This window comes from Flagellimonas sp. ABD4_174 (genome assembly GCF_056160185.1).
Window position 1 is genome coordinate 2,863,074 of the sequence record NZ_JBSWWP010000001.1, and the last position, 12,518, is coordinate 2,875,591.

The 12,518-nt window shown below is 40.6% G+C and carries 15 protein-coding genes and 4 tRNA genes; 3 read left to right on the forward strand and 16 right to left on the reverse strand.

The window, feature by feature from the left end:
- Nucleotides 1–31 precede the first annotated feature (31 nt).
- The 16 genes from ACXAFK_RS12725 to ACXAFK_RS12800 form a co-directional block, all read right to left on the reverse strand.
- Nucleotides 32–103 (reverse strand) — tRNA-Thr (locus ACXAFK_RS12725).
- Nucleotides 104–193: 90 nt separating this feature from the next.
- Nucleotides 194–266: transfer RNA gene (locus tag ACXAFK_RS12730), tRNA-Gly, on the reverse strand.
- An 80-nt stretch (nucleotides 267–346) separates the two neighbouring features.
- Nucleotides 347–429 (reverse strand) — tRNA-Tyr (locus ACXAFK_RS12735).
- Nucleotides 430–452: 23 nt separating this feature from the next.
- Nucleotides 453–526, reverse strand: a tRNA-Thr gene (locus tag ACXAFK_RS12740).
- Between the two features lie 101 nt (nucleotides 527–627).
- Complete coding sequence (gene hpf / locus ACXAFK_RS12745; protein ID WP_224837688.1) at nucleotides 628–930, reverse strand: ribosome hibernation-promoting factor, HPF/YfiA family; 303 nt, start codon at nucleotides 928–930, stop codon at nucleotides 628–630.
- Between the two features lie 55 nt (nucleotides 931–985).
- Entirely contained in the window at nucleotides 986–1,876 is an 891-nt protein-coding gene (locus ACXAFK_RS12750) for a tyrosine-type recombinase/integrase (RefSeq protein ID WP_474958000.1), read from the reverse strand.
- A 97-nt stretch (nucleotides 1,877–1,973) separates the two neighbouring features.
- Nucleotides 1,974–2,168, reverse strand: a complete 195-nt coding sequence (gene rpsU / locus ACXAFK_RS12755) for a 30S ribosomal protein S21 (RefSeq protein ID WP_224837686.1) — start codon at nucleotides 2,166–2,168, stop codon at nucleotides 1,974–1,976.
- A gap of 92 nt (nucleotides 2,169–2,260) precedes the next feature.
- On the reverse strand, nucleotides 2,261–3,430 hold the full coding sequence (locus tag ACXAFK_RS12760; protein ID WP_474958001.1) for an acyl-CoA dehydrogenase family protein: 1,170 nt from the start codon (nucleotides 3,428–3,430) through the stop codon (nucleotides 2,261–2,263).
- Between the two features lie 10 nt (nucleotides 3,431–3,440).
- Entirely contained in the window at nucleotides 3,441–4,298 is an 858-nt protein-coding gene (locus tag ACXAFK_RS12765) for a ComEA family DNA-binding protein (protein WP_474958002.1), read from the reverse strand.
- A 13-nt stretch (nucleotides 4,299–4,311) separates the two neighbouring features.
- A complete protein-coding gene (locus ACXAFK_RS12770; protein ID WP_474958003.1) occupies nucleotides 4,312–6,378 on the reverse strand; it encodes an amino acid carrier protein in 2,067 nt (688 codons plus the stop codon).
- An 85-nt stretch (nucleotides 6,379–6,463) separates the two neighbouring features.
- Nucleotides 6,464–7,471 carry a potassium channel family protein gene (locus tag ACXAFK_RS12775; RefSeq protein ID WP_224837682.1) on the reverse strand — a complete coding sequence of 336 codons (1,008 nt, stop codon included), beginning with the start codon at nucleotides 7,469–7,471 and terminating at the stop codon, nucleotides 6,464–6,466.
- A 2-nt stretch (nucleotides 7,472–7,473) separates the two neighbouring features.
- Nucleotides 7,474–7,701, reverse strand: a complete 228-nt coding sequence (locus tag ACXAFK_RS12780; protein ID WP_014033469.1) for a PspC domain-containing protein — start codon at nucleotides 7,699–7,701, stop codon at nucleotides 7,474–7,476.
- 8 nt (nucleotides 7,702–7,709) lie between these two features.
- Nucleotides 7,710–8,990, reverse strand: coding sequence for a DUF2851 family protein (locus ACXAFK_RS12785; RefSeq protein WP_474958004.1), 1,281 nt, complete (start codon nucleotides 8,988–8,990; stop codon nucleotides 7,710–7,712).
- A gap of 21 nt (nucleotides 8,991–9,011) precedes the next feature.
- On the reverse strand, nucleotides 9,012–9,323 hold the full coding sequence (locus ACXAFK_RS12790) for a rhodanese-like domain-containing protein (RefSeq protein ID WP_224837680.1): 312 nt from the start codon (nucleotides 9,321–9,323) through the stop codon (nucleotides 9,012–9,014).
- 78 nt (nucleotides 9,324–9,401) lie between these two features.
- On the reverse strand, nucleotides 9,402–10,034 hold the full coding sequence (locus ACXAFK_RS12795; protein WP_474958005.1) for a thioredoxin family protein: 633 nt from the start codon (nucleotides 10,032–10,034) through the stop codon (nucleotides 9,402–9,404).
- A gap of 6 nt (nucleotides 10,035–10,040) precedes the next feature.
- Entirely contained in the window at nucleotides 10,041–10,595 is a 555-nt protein-coding gene (locus ACXAFK_RS12800) for a TlpA family protein disulfide reductase (protein WP_224837678.1), read from the reverse strand.
- Between the two features lie 134 nt (nucleotides 10,596–10,729).
- Here ACXAFK_RS12800 and ACXAFK_RS12805 point away from each other — a divergent pair, with 134 nt between their 5' ends.
- Genes ACXAFK_RS12805 through ACXAFK_RS12815 form a run of 3 tightly spaced genes read left to right on the forward strand, consistent with a single transcriptional unit; the run spans nucleotide 10,730 to nucleotide 12,421 of the window.
- Nucleotides 10,730–11,176, forward strand: coding sequence for a MarR family winged helix-turn-helix transcriptional regulator (locus tag ACXAFK_RS12805; protein ID WP_224837677.1), 447 nt, complete (start codon nucleotides 10,730–10,732; stop codon nucleotides 11,174–11,176).
- A gap of 5 nt (nucleotides 11,177–11,181) precedes the next feature.
- Nucleotides 11,182–11,814, forward strand: a complete 633-nt coding sequence (locus ACXAFK_RS12810) for an NAD(P)H-dependent oxidoreductase (RefSeq protein ID WP_252080275.1) — start codon at nucleotides 11,182–11,184, stop codon at nucleotides 11,812–11,814.
- A 34-nt stretch (nucleotides 11,815–11,848) separates the two neighbouring features.
- The gene (locus tag ACXAFK_RS12815) at nucleotides 11,849–12,421 is read left to right on the forward strand and encodes a YceI family protein (RefSeq protein ID WP_224837675.1); all 573 of its coding nucleotides are present in this window, start codon (nucleotides 11,849–11,851) and stop codon (nucleotides 12,419–12,421) included.
- Nucleotides 12,422–12,518: the final 97 nt, after the last annotated feature.

A 12,518-nucleotide genomic window follows, 5' to 3' on the forward strand; every position in this document is an offset into this window, starting at 1 on the left:
CTTAGTTTATATTAGTGTACAAATCGTTTTGAGCCAATGACGGGATTTGAACCCGTGACCTCTTCCTTACCAAGGAAACGCTCTACCCCTGAGCTACACCGGCCTATGGGTTATCAGGTTTAGAGTTTAAAGTTACAAGTCAAGCTCGCCAAAACTTCAACCTTTTACTCGAAATCCAATATTTCAAGTTTAGAGCGGGAGACCGGGTTCGAACCGGCGACATTCAGCTTGGAAGGCTGACGCTCTACCAACTGAGCTACTCCCGCATTTTTTCTTGGACAACCGTCCAAGCAATCCAAAATTTCAATAAAACCTTTTTCCCGGTTGTTCCGACGAACAACTTTTGTGGGGGGAGCAGGATTCGAACCTGCGAAGGTAAAAACCAACAGATTTACAGTCTGTCCTCGTTGGCCGCTTGAGTATCCCCCCGCCTTAATTTTCAATAACTTACGAGCCGATAGAGGGACTCGAACCCACGACCTGCTGATTACAAATCAGCTGCTCTAGCCAGCTGAGCTATATCGGCATTTCACCGCTTTTTCATCATTAAAAAAGCCCGCTATTTCTAACGGACTGCAAATGTATATATTTATTTTTTTAATCAAAACAAATTTTGAAAAATTTTCATCAAGCTTTCGCCCGCTGCTTTTCTTTCTTTTTAACCAACTGTCTTTCCAAGGAACTACAGGCCGAATCAACTGCTTCCTCAAAAGACTTACATTGTTTTTTGACCATAAATTTATCCCCGGGCACGAACACCATGATTTCCACTATCTTATTCTCTTTTGCACTGGTGTTTTCCACTTTCAAATATACATCCGATTCTATGACCTTGTCGTAAAATAATTCCAATTTGTCCATTCGCTTTTGGATAAAGTCTATCAATTTACCATCAGCCGAAAAATTTACCGATTGTGCATTTACTTTCATAAGATGTAGTTTTAGTACTGTCCTAGACAGTGAAGTTAAACATTACAAGAATTCACTATTTCTTGTTTCTTGGGTGGGCCTTCCGATGTACTTTTTTAAGTTCGGCTATACTATTATGTGTATAAACTTGTGTAGATGCCAAACTTGAATGCCCCAACAATTCCTTCACGGAATTTAGATCAGCCCCCCTATTGAGCAAATGTGTTGCAAAAGTGTGCCTAAGTATATGAGGACTCTTTTTTACCTTGGGGGACACCAAACTAAAATACTTATTTATGGTTCGATAAACAAGTGTTTCGTAAATTTTAAGACCACCTTTTGTTAATAGCAGATAGGATGAATCCGACCTGGATTGCAGCTCAGAACGTTTGTCCAAATATGTATTGATCTGCCGTACCGTGGTGTGAAGCAAAGGTATAATGCGCTCTTTGTTTCTTTTGCCCAATACTTTTAATTGGTGTCCGGCCAAATCCAAATCCTGTATTTTTAAGTTCACCAACTCCGTTCTTCGCATACCCGTGGCATACAATAGCTCAATGATCAACTTATCCCTTTCTCCTTCAAAATCATCCTCAAAAGGAATTTCGGACAAAACAGATTCCATTTCCTTTTCAGAAAATGGGACCTCTATCTTCTTTTCGGTTTTGAGCGCCCTATGTTTCACCAAAGGTGAGACGGTTATCTCCCCTATTTTCAATAAAAACTTATAGTAAGCCTGCAAAGAAGATATTTTCCGGTTAATGGTCCTGTTGGACACACCTTGATCGGAGAGATCAACGATCCAGCTCCTGATCAACGGATAGGATACATTCTCCAAATTCACCGCATCATGATGCTCTTTACAAAAACCAGCAAAGGACTCAATATCCTTTTGATACGCCAAAATGGTATTTTTGGAGTAATTCTTCTCCAACTCCAAATAAGAAATAAAAGCTGACAAGGACATATTCCAAAGGTAACAATAGAATCCCGAAACCTATAAAAAGAAAATCCCGCTCCAATTAAGGAACGGGATCACTATATTTTATAAGAACTTTTAAAGACTATACTTCTTCTTGATCTCTAAGACCCTGAATGTATTGTGCTTTTTGTATCTGCGCTCTACGTTTTACAGAAGGTTTAGTAAACTGCTGTCTTGTTCTTAACTGACGCATGGTACCTGTTCTGTCGAACTTACGTTTGAAACGTTTTAAAGCTCTATCGATGTTTTCTCCTTCTTTTACTGGTATAATTAACATGGGCTACAACCTCCTTTCTTTTAGATTTTTGGAGTGCAAATATACGAATGATATTTAACGGTTAAAGAAATATTTTACTTTTTTGATATTTTCTACACCTTTGGTTTCTTGTACTCTTTTTTATCCACGATAATTTTGGCCAAAATTTCGCGTAAGATTTCGGAGGTACCCCCGCCAATTGGCCCAAGCCTACTGTCCCGGCTCAACCTTGCCATTGGATAATCTTCAATATAACCGTATCCACCTAAGAACTGAAGACAATGATAAATAACCTCATCGGCCATTTTGGTAGATTTAAGTTTGGAAATTGTAGCTTCTTTTACCACATAGGTTCCTTTTTCCATTTGCCCGATCGTCGCATAATTGAATTGCTTGCACAGCAACATATCGGAATATAAATCAACCAATCGATGTCTTAACGCCTGAAATTGATTTATGCTTTTACCAAAAGCCTCACGCTCGGACATATACTGCAACGCATAATCGAGAGCATACTCCGCCCTTGCATGGGCATTCACCCCCATTACCAAACGTTCCAATGCAAAGGCCTCCATAATATACGAAAAACCTTCATTTAAATTTCCGAGCAAATTGGAAGCCGGCACTTCAACATTATCAAAGGCCAGTTCTGCGGTATCCGAAGCCCTCCATCCTAATTTATTCAACTTATTTGCGGACACCCCTTTGGCATTCCTGTCCACAACAAACATACTTATGCCCTTGTGGGCAGCATGTATATCGGTCTTTGCAGCAAGGATAATGTAGTCGCCATAAACACCGTTGGTTATAAAAGTTTTGGAACCGTTCACTATGTACACATCACCTTTTTTCTCGGCAGTGGTGCGCATAGCGGCAACATCACTGCCCCCAAAAGGTTCGGATACTCCCAAACAGCCAATTTTATTCCCAAGTACACTGGGTTCTAAATACGCTTTTTTCTGCTCATGGGTGGCCAACTTGTTCAAGTATGTCATTGCCAAATATTGGTGCGCCCACATAGCAGCGGCAAAACCACCTGAATTTATCTTTTGCAGCTCTTCAAGAAAGATAACCGTGTAGAAAAGGTCCAAGTTGAGACCGGAGTAATCTTCTGGGGTCATCAAACCAAAATATCCCATTTCCCCGAACTTGTTCCAGATATCCCCATCTATTCTCCCCGATTCCTCCCATTTTTCTATATGGGGAACAACCTCTTTTTGCAAAAAATCCTTTAGACTCTCCCGGAATAAATTATGTTCTTCCGTGAAGTACATATCAATCATACCACCTAATTTATAAAAACAAATATAAGGCTATTCTATCTAGTTTTTCTGTTGGAAATCCATCAACATAAGTCAATTCTTCAAATGTTTTGAACAAGCCGTTTTTCTCCCTATACGCAACAATTTGTGCTGCCAGTCCACTCCTTATATATATAAGTTGGGACAATTCTTTTGCCGAAGCAGTATTTAGATTGATTTTTTTGACCTCAGGAACCTCTAGCACTTGAAAAGCCCGCAATGTTTCTTCCACAACTTCTGGTTTTAATCCATAAACATCATACAATTGTTCGTTCACCAAAAAACCACCAAGCCTATCCCTGAACTTTATAATTCGATTGGACAATGTTTCCCCGATTCCGTAAACCGACATCAAGTCCATTGCCGAAGCAGCATTCAAATCTTTGACTTGAACCCTGTTTTTAGGTTTGGACAAGGCTTTCTTTTGAAATTGATTATGTTTCTTCCAATCGGGGAATTGAAAATATGGCGACAAAATCCCCAATAAAGAATCCGAAACTTGGGTAACGACCTGAAATTCTTCTGAAGAATTCACAAACTTTCCTTTCTTCCTAAAAGCTGACAACCTATCCAACTCTTCAATTGACAGGCCCAAAATGTAGCCTTTATGGTCCGAAATGTAATTGGGGTTAAAAGGATACATTTTAGTGGCGCCTCTACGCTGTTTTTCTACAATAAGACTATCCATGGTTTTTTGTTCCTCAAGATTGAGGGCCAAACTACTTTTTGGACGAGAGGGATTTGCTCTTAACCAGAAAGAAACCAGTTGCAGTACAAGAACCACCAACAAAAAAAAGAAAATCCCACTCCGTTCTTGCTTATTGAACCTGAAGTGGGATTGCTTTCTCATATTTTAAGGTATATTATTGACTCTTCAATTTTTTGAAAAGCTGTCCAGCTTTTAATTTCTGTAAATAACCATCCAGGTCCTTGCGCACTTCGCCGGACATTATGTAGAGTCCAATGATATTCGGGAAGGACATGGCAAGTATCATCATATCCGAAAAATCCAATACAGCCCCTAAACTTACCGAAGCACCTACCACAACAAACACCAAGAACAACATCTTGTAGATCATCTCGGAACGCTTGCTCTTCCCGAAAAGATAAGTCCAGGCCCTCATTCCGTAGTAAGACCAAGAAATCATGGTTGAGAATGCAAAAAGGAATACCGCCAATGCCAATACATAAGGGAACCAAGAAATTTGGCTACCAAAAGCATCGGATGTCAACTGTGCACCTGCCATTCCTTCTACTTCGTGCATTCCTGTAAAAATCAACACCAAAGCTGTTAGAGTACAAACCACAACGGTATCGATAAATGGCTCTAGTAAGGCAACAAAACCTTCTGACGGTGGATGGTTGGTCTTTGCCGCACTGTGGGCAATGGCCGCAGAACCTACACCTGCCTCATTGGAGAAGGCCGCTCTTTGAAACCCAATGACCAATACTCCCAAAATTCCTCCTTTTAGGGCCGAAGGGTTAAACGCTCCATCCACAATTGCAGAGAATGCCGGTCCAATATTTTGGATATTCATTATAATTACCGCCAATGCCGCAACTATATATATGGTTGCCATGATCGGCACTACTTTACCTGTTACTTTGGCAATACTGCTAATTCCACCAATGATAACTACACCTACCAGAATAGCCGTGACCACTCCGAACCAAAAGCCATTACCGGCCAAGGCAGGAAACTGCCCGGCCAATTGCTCAAAAGATTGGTTCGCCTGGAACATATTGCCCCCACCAAAGGAAGCTCCCACTGCAAGCATGGCGAACACTCCCGCCAATACTTTACCAAAACCTTTCATATTGCGCTTTTCCAGACCATAGCGCAAGTAGTTCATTGGACCGCCGAATACACGGCCATCAGGTAATATATCCCTGTATTTTACACCAAGGGTACACTCCACAAATTTGGAGGACATACCCAAAAGTCCACAAACAATCATCCAAAAAGTAGCTCCTGCACCACCCAAGGATACCGCTACGGCAACACCAGCTATATTACCAAGACCAACGGTACCGGAAACTGCTGTGGCCAATGCCTGGAAGTGGGTCACTTGCCCCGGAGCATCCGGGTCATCGTATTTTCCTTTGGCAAGATCAATGGAATGTCTGAACCCACGAATGTTAATGAAGCCCATTCGAATTGTAAAGAACAACGCTCCGAGGACCAACCAAATTACGATAAAGGGAATACCTTTTATGATCGGATCTCCGTTAGGATGGGTCATGGCAATGGGCTCATCGTACTTGATTTCGGCAAAGAAATGTGCTCCTTGTTCAATAACATGTTCTTGGTTGTCCGAATTGTAGATTACGTTGCCCTGCTTTACTCTCTGCAAAAGCTTTCCTTTAGCTTCGGATTTTATAACGATATCTCCTCTTTTATCACTGGTGATCACGGCAATATCTTCACCTTTGGCCACACTGGCCTTATCATCTTTCAGCCACTGTTTTAAAACGAATTTATCCTGGGTCTCGTTGCTCCAATCGGGAATACCGATCAATTTTACGTCGGCATAGGCCACTGGATCGTATATTCCGATCGCTGCGAAGGGGTCCCAGAAAAGAACAGACCCCAATGCACTTACTGCCGGGGTCATGGTTCCATTGAATACTTCTGTGATCGATTCTGTCTCTACTTTAAATTCTTTGGTAATCGAATTACCTGCCGCGTCGGTCACTGTAACACTATACGGTATACCTTCTACCAGACGTTGTGCCGATTTGGACTTGAGCGGCGTTTCCTGATTGCTCCATTTGTAGGTGTAGGGCTCCACTCCCCCATCCACTGTTAGCTCTATAACACCATCATTAATGTTGTCGGAGACATTGTAGGTTTTGCCAACTACGGTCAATTCCTGTGAAAAACCAGTGGTTAGCGCAAAAAAAGACAATAGAAAAAGAAAATACTTCATATATTGAGATTAGTTAGTTTTTGGTATGGTAAAGTCAGCAATATCCAAAAAAAAATCAACGCTATCAAATTTTATGTTTTTTTAACTATCCGATCTGAAACATTTGATTTAATTTCCTTATCTGTTCAGGTCTGCCCAAAACAATTACCTTGCTCTTGGGCTGTAAAACCATATCGGCTTCCGGGTTTATAACGTACTTTCCTTGTGGATCCACGTACCCGATTATGGTACATCCTGTTTTTCTGCGAAGATCAAGATCGCGCAAGGAGTTACATTCCATTTGGTCGGTAAAATCCTCTATACTGACTTCTTCTAAATTTGTGGTATGCTCACCCTCAATGGATAGTTGATCTAAAAAAGTGATCAAGTTGGGCATTACCACCAAAGAGGCCATGTGATCCCCTCCGATTTTGTCGGGCATTATTACTTTATTTGCTCCACCAAACTCCAATTTTTTAACCGAAGTTATCTGTGACGCCCTACTTATTATGAATAAATCTGAGTTTAATTGCCTGGCCGAAAGCACAATGAACAGGTTTGCCGAGTCATCCGGCACGGCAGTTATAAGATATTGGGCCCGATCTATTCCGGCTTCGAGCAAAACTTCGTCCTCATTGGCATCGCCTTCCACAAACAAAATATCTTCTTCATGCCGTTCTATGATCTCCCTATCCCTTTCGATCACCACAAATGGTTTTCTATAAGCGGTCAATTTTTCTGCGGCCTGCATACCATTCCTACCAAATCCACAGATCACAACATGACCGGAAAGACTATCTATTTGCTTTTTCACTCTCTTCTTTTTTAGTAGTTCCAACGAATTTCTGCCCAAAATATATTCGGACACCACTGAAATGGCAAATCCAAATATAAAAACACTGGTTACAATTAAAAATACGGTAAAAATCTTAGCATTGGCATCCAAAGGCCTTACTTCCGAAAAACCTACCGTGGTCACGGTAATAATCGTCATATAAATGGCCTCTATCCACGTAAAATCGGACAGCATTTTATACCCTATCACCCCAAAAACAAGCACCACCACCATTAAGGTGAGGGCCACAAGTATTTTAGAGCGGAGCAGTCTAATCATTCTTAAAGGTCAAATACAGAAGTTCTTTTTGTATAAATAAGGTCTTTGATCCTTAACCAAAAGGCAATAAAAAGATAAAGGGCGAACCCAAAGCCCAAGGTAACAAATGTTAGATAGATAAAACTGGTACGCACCACTCGGGCACGGATACCAAGTCTTTCCGCAATTCGCCTACAGACCTCGAAGCCTCGCTTTTGAAAGTAGTAAAGGGTATTATAAAACAAAGACATGGTTAAAATTAGAGATTTCTATTCAATAATTGTGCGCCAATGGCGCATTGCATACATTTATTTTTGGTACAATAATTATTGTACAGCTCCAATTGTGCTTGCGTTTCCATGGCATTGGTCGCCTTTGACCCAATTTTGCCAAAGTTTTGAATAACGGAATTTTTCTCGGCAGCTACATGGGACATCAATCCGATCAGCTCCTCGTCCCATTGTCTTCCCACATATTTTGAATAGCAAAATTTAAGCGGCACCAATGCATTTATGATGATCAAATCTATGAAATTCCTAGATAGCTTTTTATCTCTTTTTTTGGATGGTTTTCCAAAGGTGTAGTGCTCTTCCCAATACCGTCCTGTAGAAACCTCCAAAGTTTGATAAATATCCTCCAGGGTTGTGAAATTTATCAGGTTTGAAAAAAGGTTGTGGTTTCCACTATACAAACTGGTCAACTGCGAAACACGTATTGTGGGAAAATTTAATGGTCGTAATCCATAAAACTCCGGCTTTGTAAACGTATCTTCCAAATCAAATTTTTGCTTAAGATACCCATACTCTTTGTTGAGTTCTCTATAGTACGAATCCGTGCAATCATCCGCATGTAAAAGTCCAAAATGGCCAAAAAGCAAAGCTTCCAACTGCAATGGTTCATTGGTGGTTTTTCGAACGACAGAAAAATCCAATTGCTTTGCCCGATCCAGGAAATATGTTCCATTTACCTTGGAGCCAAAACTTTTCGCCAATACCATAAAAAGAACAGCCTCCCAATCGTTTTTGGATGTTTCCAACAACTGCAAGATCAATTTGGACTTATTCTCCAGTCGTTCAATAAACAATCGTTGCAGCCAATTTTCCAGAATAAAGGCATCTACATCCTTTAGGTCCTTTTCACAATTAACAAAGGTGGAACGGGAATTCTCGATCAAGTTCCGATATCGGCCCAATAGCTCGGTGGGCACATACCGCTTTACTTCTAACGTTGGGATTCTGGAACCGTCCTTTCTAAAAACAACAATGTCATCCTCCCATACTACATGAAGGATGACATTGTTGTAATTTTCATCTGTTTCGTGATGGTGCACGTACCAATCCGATGATTTGGAGTGCATCTCCACATTACCGGCCCACAACTGTCCGTCAATTTCCACTTGAGCATTGAAAAAATCGGGCCCTGCCAACATATTCTGGAACCCTGTGGACTTGATCGAAACCGTTTCGTTGTTGCCGGTATACAATGGTTTTGCCGAAAGCTTGTTGTGCTTCCAAATAAAATACAGTAGGTCTTCTCGCATAGATTTGGGACTAGGGAAGGTCTACTCTGCTACGTCGCCATCCCACTCCATAAAGCCACCTTCCAGGTTATATGCATTTTCAATTCCAACACTGTTCATAATAGCACAGGCTTGCGCACTTCGGTTACCGGATCGGCAATAAACGTAAAAGTTTTTGGACTTGTCCAATTCCTCCACTTTGTCCAAAAATTCCTGCCCTAGATATATATCGATATTGGTCGCGCCCGGAATATACCCCTCTTCGAACTCTTCGGGGGTTCGTACATCCAAAACAAAGGCGTTGTCATCGTTTTGTAGTTGCTCCGCCCATTCTTCTTGTGATAAATCTGCCATTTTTAATAATTTAGGTTCTGCAAAAATAAAAATCCGGAGCATTACTCCGGATTTCCAATCGTTTTATTTTCAAATAGCTTACTTTATTCCGCACCCAATGGCCTTGGTTGTTTTCGGATTTATTTCATTGCCGGAAAGCATGGCGTCGATTGCATTTTCCACAAATCGTTCTTCTACCTGGGTCGCATCTTGATAATTATCGTCTATGGCTCCGATATACACGACCTCATTCCCCGAAGGTTTTTTCTCCAGCAAAAAAACATGAGGTGTTCTTGTTGCTCCGTAGGCTGGATAAACTTTTTGCCCTTCATCCAATAAATAAGGAAACGTAAATCCTTTTTCCTCAGCACGCTCTTTCATTTTTGCAAAGCTATCCCCTGGCTTGGCATTTGGATCATTGGGCATAATGGCCACTACCGGAACGCCTTGTGTTTTGTATTTGGCATCCAACGCAATAATCCTATCTTCATAAGCTTGAGCATAAGGGCAGGTATTACAGGTAAATATCACCAAAAAGCCTTTGGCATTTTCATAGTCGGACAAGGACACCATTTGCCCGTTTACATTTTTAAGGGAAAAATCGGTGGCCATGTCGCCAATTTGATACCCATTATCCAAATTATGTTCCGATGCCGCTTTAAACCCAACTGCAAAAGCTGCGACAAACAACAGCAAGGGCAGAGCCCAACGTAAAATCCTTAAATTTTTCATGATTGCTTAATTTATAAATTTGTTCAATTCCTCGTTCAGTTCTTCGTAAGTAAAACCGCGTTCGTAAAATGCTCGCTTATCCTTGTTATATATTAAGGTTGCCGGAATTCCCCCGCCCCAATCCTGGGAAACTTTTGGTATCCAGTCGTTCTGTTTAGGGTCGTCCAAGATAACAACCCGGGATTTTATCTTCTTTTTTTCCACGAAGGGCTCCAATCTGGTCTTCCACATATTTGGCATGTCCAGATTTACCAAAATCACCTCCACATTGTTGTCCGACCGTTCTAAGTTTACTTTTTCGAAATGAGGCATTTCTTCGATGCAGGGCTGACACCAGGTTGCCCAAAAGTTTACAACGTACGTTTTACCATCATCTTTATTGAGCAAAGGTTCAAAAGCTGCAAAGTCGTATACAGGAAACTTGACCTCCTTGTTTTTTTCAGCTTCCAATTCAACCATTTCGTTCTCAGTGGATTCAACATCCTCATTATTTTGATCTTTCTTTTCCGCACATCCCCATAAAACAACAAACATGGAGCCTAAAAACAATAACCTCTTCATTATCTGATTTTTACACCATTAAAAATACGTAAGGTACAGTCCAAAACATAAGCTTTAACAAAAATTTATCTATCCAATATTTGGATTAACCTATATGATCAATATACATTTGTATATACAAATATTGTTTGTACATGAATGTTGAGGAAACCATAAAAACATCAAAAAAAATTCCTTTGGAACCAAGGACGTTGATTCATTTGCAATTGGTACACAACAAAATCAATGAATCCATGAACGCAGCTTTAAAACCATTTGAGGTCTCCCTTCAACAATTTAATGTATTGCGCATTTTAAGAGGTCAGAAAGGCAAGCCGGCCAACCTATCTACTTTGAACGAACGAATGGTAACCAAAATGAGCAATACCACACGTTTGGTGGACAAACTTTTAGCCAAAGGGTTTGTACATAGGAGCGTATGTCCGTCCAACCGGCGAAAAATAGAGATATTAATTACGGATTCCGGACTTGATACTTTGGAAAAAATCGATATCTCCCTCGGAAAAGCACACAAAACAATCTTTGAAAACTTTACCAAAAAAGACCTGGAACATTTAAACGATCTATTGGATAAATTTTAGAATTAATGAACACCGTTATTGAACATAGAACATGGCGCTACGCCACTAAAAAATTTGATGCTGCAAAAAAAGTATCGGACAAGGATTTGGAAACCCTTTTGGAAGCGACCCGTTTGAGCGCTTCCTCCTACGGTTTGCAACCCTATCACATTTTTGTGATCACCGATTCCAAACTAAAAGAACAACTAAAACCTGTTTCCTGGGGCCAAACACAGATTACCGATGCCTCGCACATATTCGTCTTTGCGAATGCTACGGATTTTGGCGATGAGTTGGTGGACGACTATTTGGAAAACGTTAGCAAAACAAGGGATATTCCTGCCGAAGGCTTAAAGGGGTATTCCGATTTTATGAAATCGAAACTGATCGGTTTACCGAAAGAAATAAAAAACCATTGGACCGCCAGACAAGCTTATATCGCTTTTGGCAATTTGATGCAGGCCGCGGCCGAATTAAAAATAGACACTTGCCCCATCGAAGGTTTTGAATCCGACAAGTACAATGAAATCCTTGGCCTTTCGGAAAAAAACCTGAATGCAGCCGTTGTTCTAGCAGTGGGCTACCGTTCAGAAAAAGACGAAACCCAACACTTGGCCAAAGTTAGAAAATCGAACAAAGAATTATTTACACATATATAACACCTTAACAATTAACAACAGAAATTAAACAATCATGAAAAAGACAATTTTAAGTTTAGCATTGATTACCCTTTTTGGAGCTTCGGCCATCGCCAACCCCATTAAAAAAGAAACCAAAAAAGTAAATACTTCCGAAAGTAGCGTAGTTTGGAAAGGCTACAAAGTAGGTGGATCGCACACAGGAACCATCGACCTAAAATCCGGGGTATTGGAATTTGACGGAGAAAAATTGGTAGGTGGAGAATTTGTAGTGGACATGGGCACCATAAACGCCACTGATCTAGAAGGTGATTATAAAAACAAATTGGACGGTCACTTAAAGTCCGACGACTTTTTTGGAACTGCCAATCACCCAACGGCCAAATTGGTTTTCACCAAAGTAAAATCTACTGGGAAAAACTCTTATGATGTAACCGGAGACCTTACCATAAAAGGCAATACAGAACCTGTATCTTTTGTAGTCTCTGTGTATGGCGATAAAGCTACTGCTACATTGAAAGTTGACAGGACAAAATACGACGTAAAATACGGTTCTGGCATTATTGGCACTGCCAAGGACAAATTGATCTACGACGAATTTGATTTGGTAGTTGACCTACAGATGTAAGCAACTACAGTTTAGTGTGTGAAAATCCCGTTCAAGAATTCCTTGAGCGGGATTTTTTAATTTAAACACAACTTTGTTGTACCATAAAAAATTCCTT

What these genes read in the sequence shown, in the direction of transcription:
- hpf (WP_224837688.1), bottom strand. Translation starts at nt 930, where the DNA reads ATGAAAGTAAATGCACAATCGGTAAATTTTTCGGCTGATGGTAAATTG.
- ACXAFK_RS12750 (WP_474958000.1), bottom strand. Translation starts at nt 1,876, where the DNA reads ATGTCCTTGTCAGCTTTTATTTCTTATTTGGAGTTGGAGAAGAATTAC.
- rpsU (WP_224837686.1), bottom strand. Translation starts at nt 2,168, where the DNA reads ATGTTAATTATACCAGTAAAAGAAGGAGAAAACATCGATAGAGCTTTA.
- ACXAFK_RS12760 (WP_474958001.1), bottom strand. Translation starts at nt 3,430, where the DNA reads ATGATTGATATGTACTTCACGGAAGAACATAATTTATTCCGGGAGAGT.
- ACXAFK_RS12765 (WP_474958002.1), bottom strand. Translation starts at nt 4,298, where the DNA reads ATGAGAAAGCAATCCCACTTCAGGTTCAATAAGCAAGAACGGAGTGGG.
- ACXAFK_RS12770 (WP_474958003.1), bottom strand. Translation starts at nt 6,378, where the DNA reads ATGAAGTATTTTCTTTTTCTATTGTCTTTTTTTGCGCTAACCACTGGT.
- ACXAFK_RS12775 (WP_224837682.1), bottom strand. Translation starts at nt 7,471, where the DNA reads ATGATTAGACTGCTCCGCTCTAAAATACTTGTGGCCCTCACCTTAATG.
- ACXAFK_RS12780 (WP_014033469.1), bottom strand. Translation starts at nt 7,701, where the DNA reads ATGTCTTTGTTTTATAATACCCTTTACTACTTTCAAAAGCGAGGCTTC.
- ACXAFK_RS12785 (WP_474958004.1), bottom strand. Translation starts at nt 8,990, where the DNA reads ATGCGAGAAGACCTACTGTATTTTATTTGGAAGCACAACAAGCTTTCG.
- ACXAFK_RS12790 (WP_224837680.1), bottom strand. Translation starts at nt 9,323, where the DNA reads ATGGCAGATTTATCACAAGAAGAATGGGCGGAGCAACTACAAAACGAT.
- ACXAFK_RS12795 (WP_474958005.1), bottom strand. Translation starts at nt 10,034, where the DNA reads ATGAAAAATTTAAGGATTTTACGTTGGGCTCTGCCCTTGCTGTTGTTT.
- ACXAFK_RS12800 (WP_224837678.1), bottom strand. Translation starts at nt 10,595, where the DNA reads ATGAAGAGGTTATTGTTTTTAGGCTCCATGTTTGTTGTTTTATGGGGA.
- ACXAFK_RS12805 (WP_224837677.1), top strand. Translation starts at nt 10,730, where the DNA reads ATGAATGTTGAGGAAACCATAAAAACATCAAAAAAAATTCCTTTGGAA.
- ACXAFK_RS12810 (WP_252080275.1), top strand. Translation starts at nt 11,182, where the DNA reads ATGAACACCGTTATTGAACATAGAACATGGCGCTACGCCACTAAAAAA.
- ACXAFK_RS12815 (WP_224837675.1), top strand. Translation starts at nt 11,849, where the DNA reads ATGAAAAAGACAATTTTAAGTTTAGCATTGATTACCCTTTTTGGAGCT.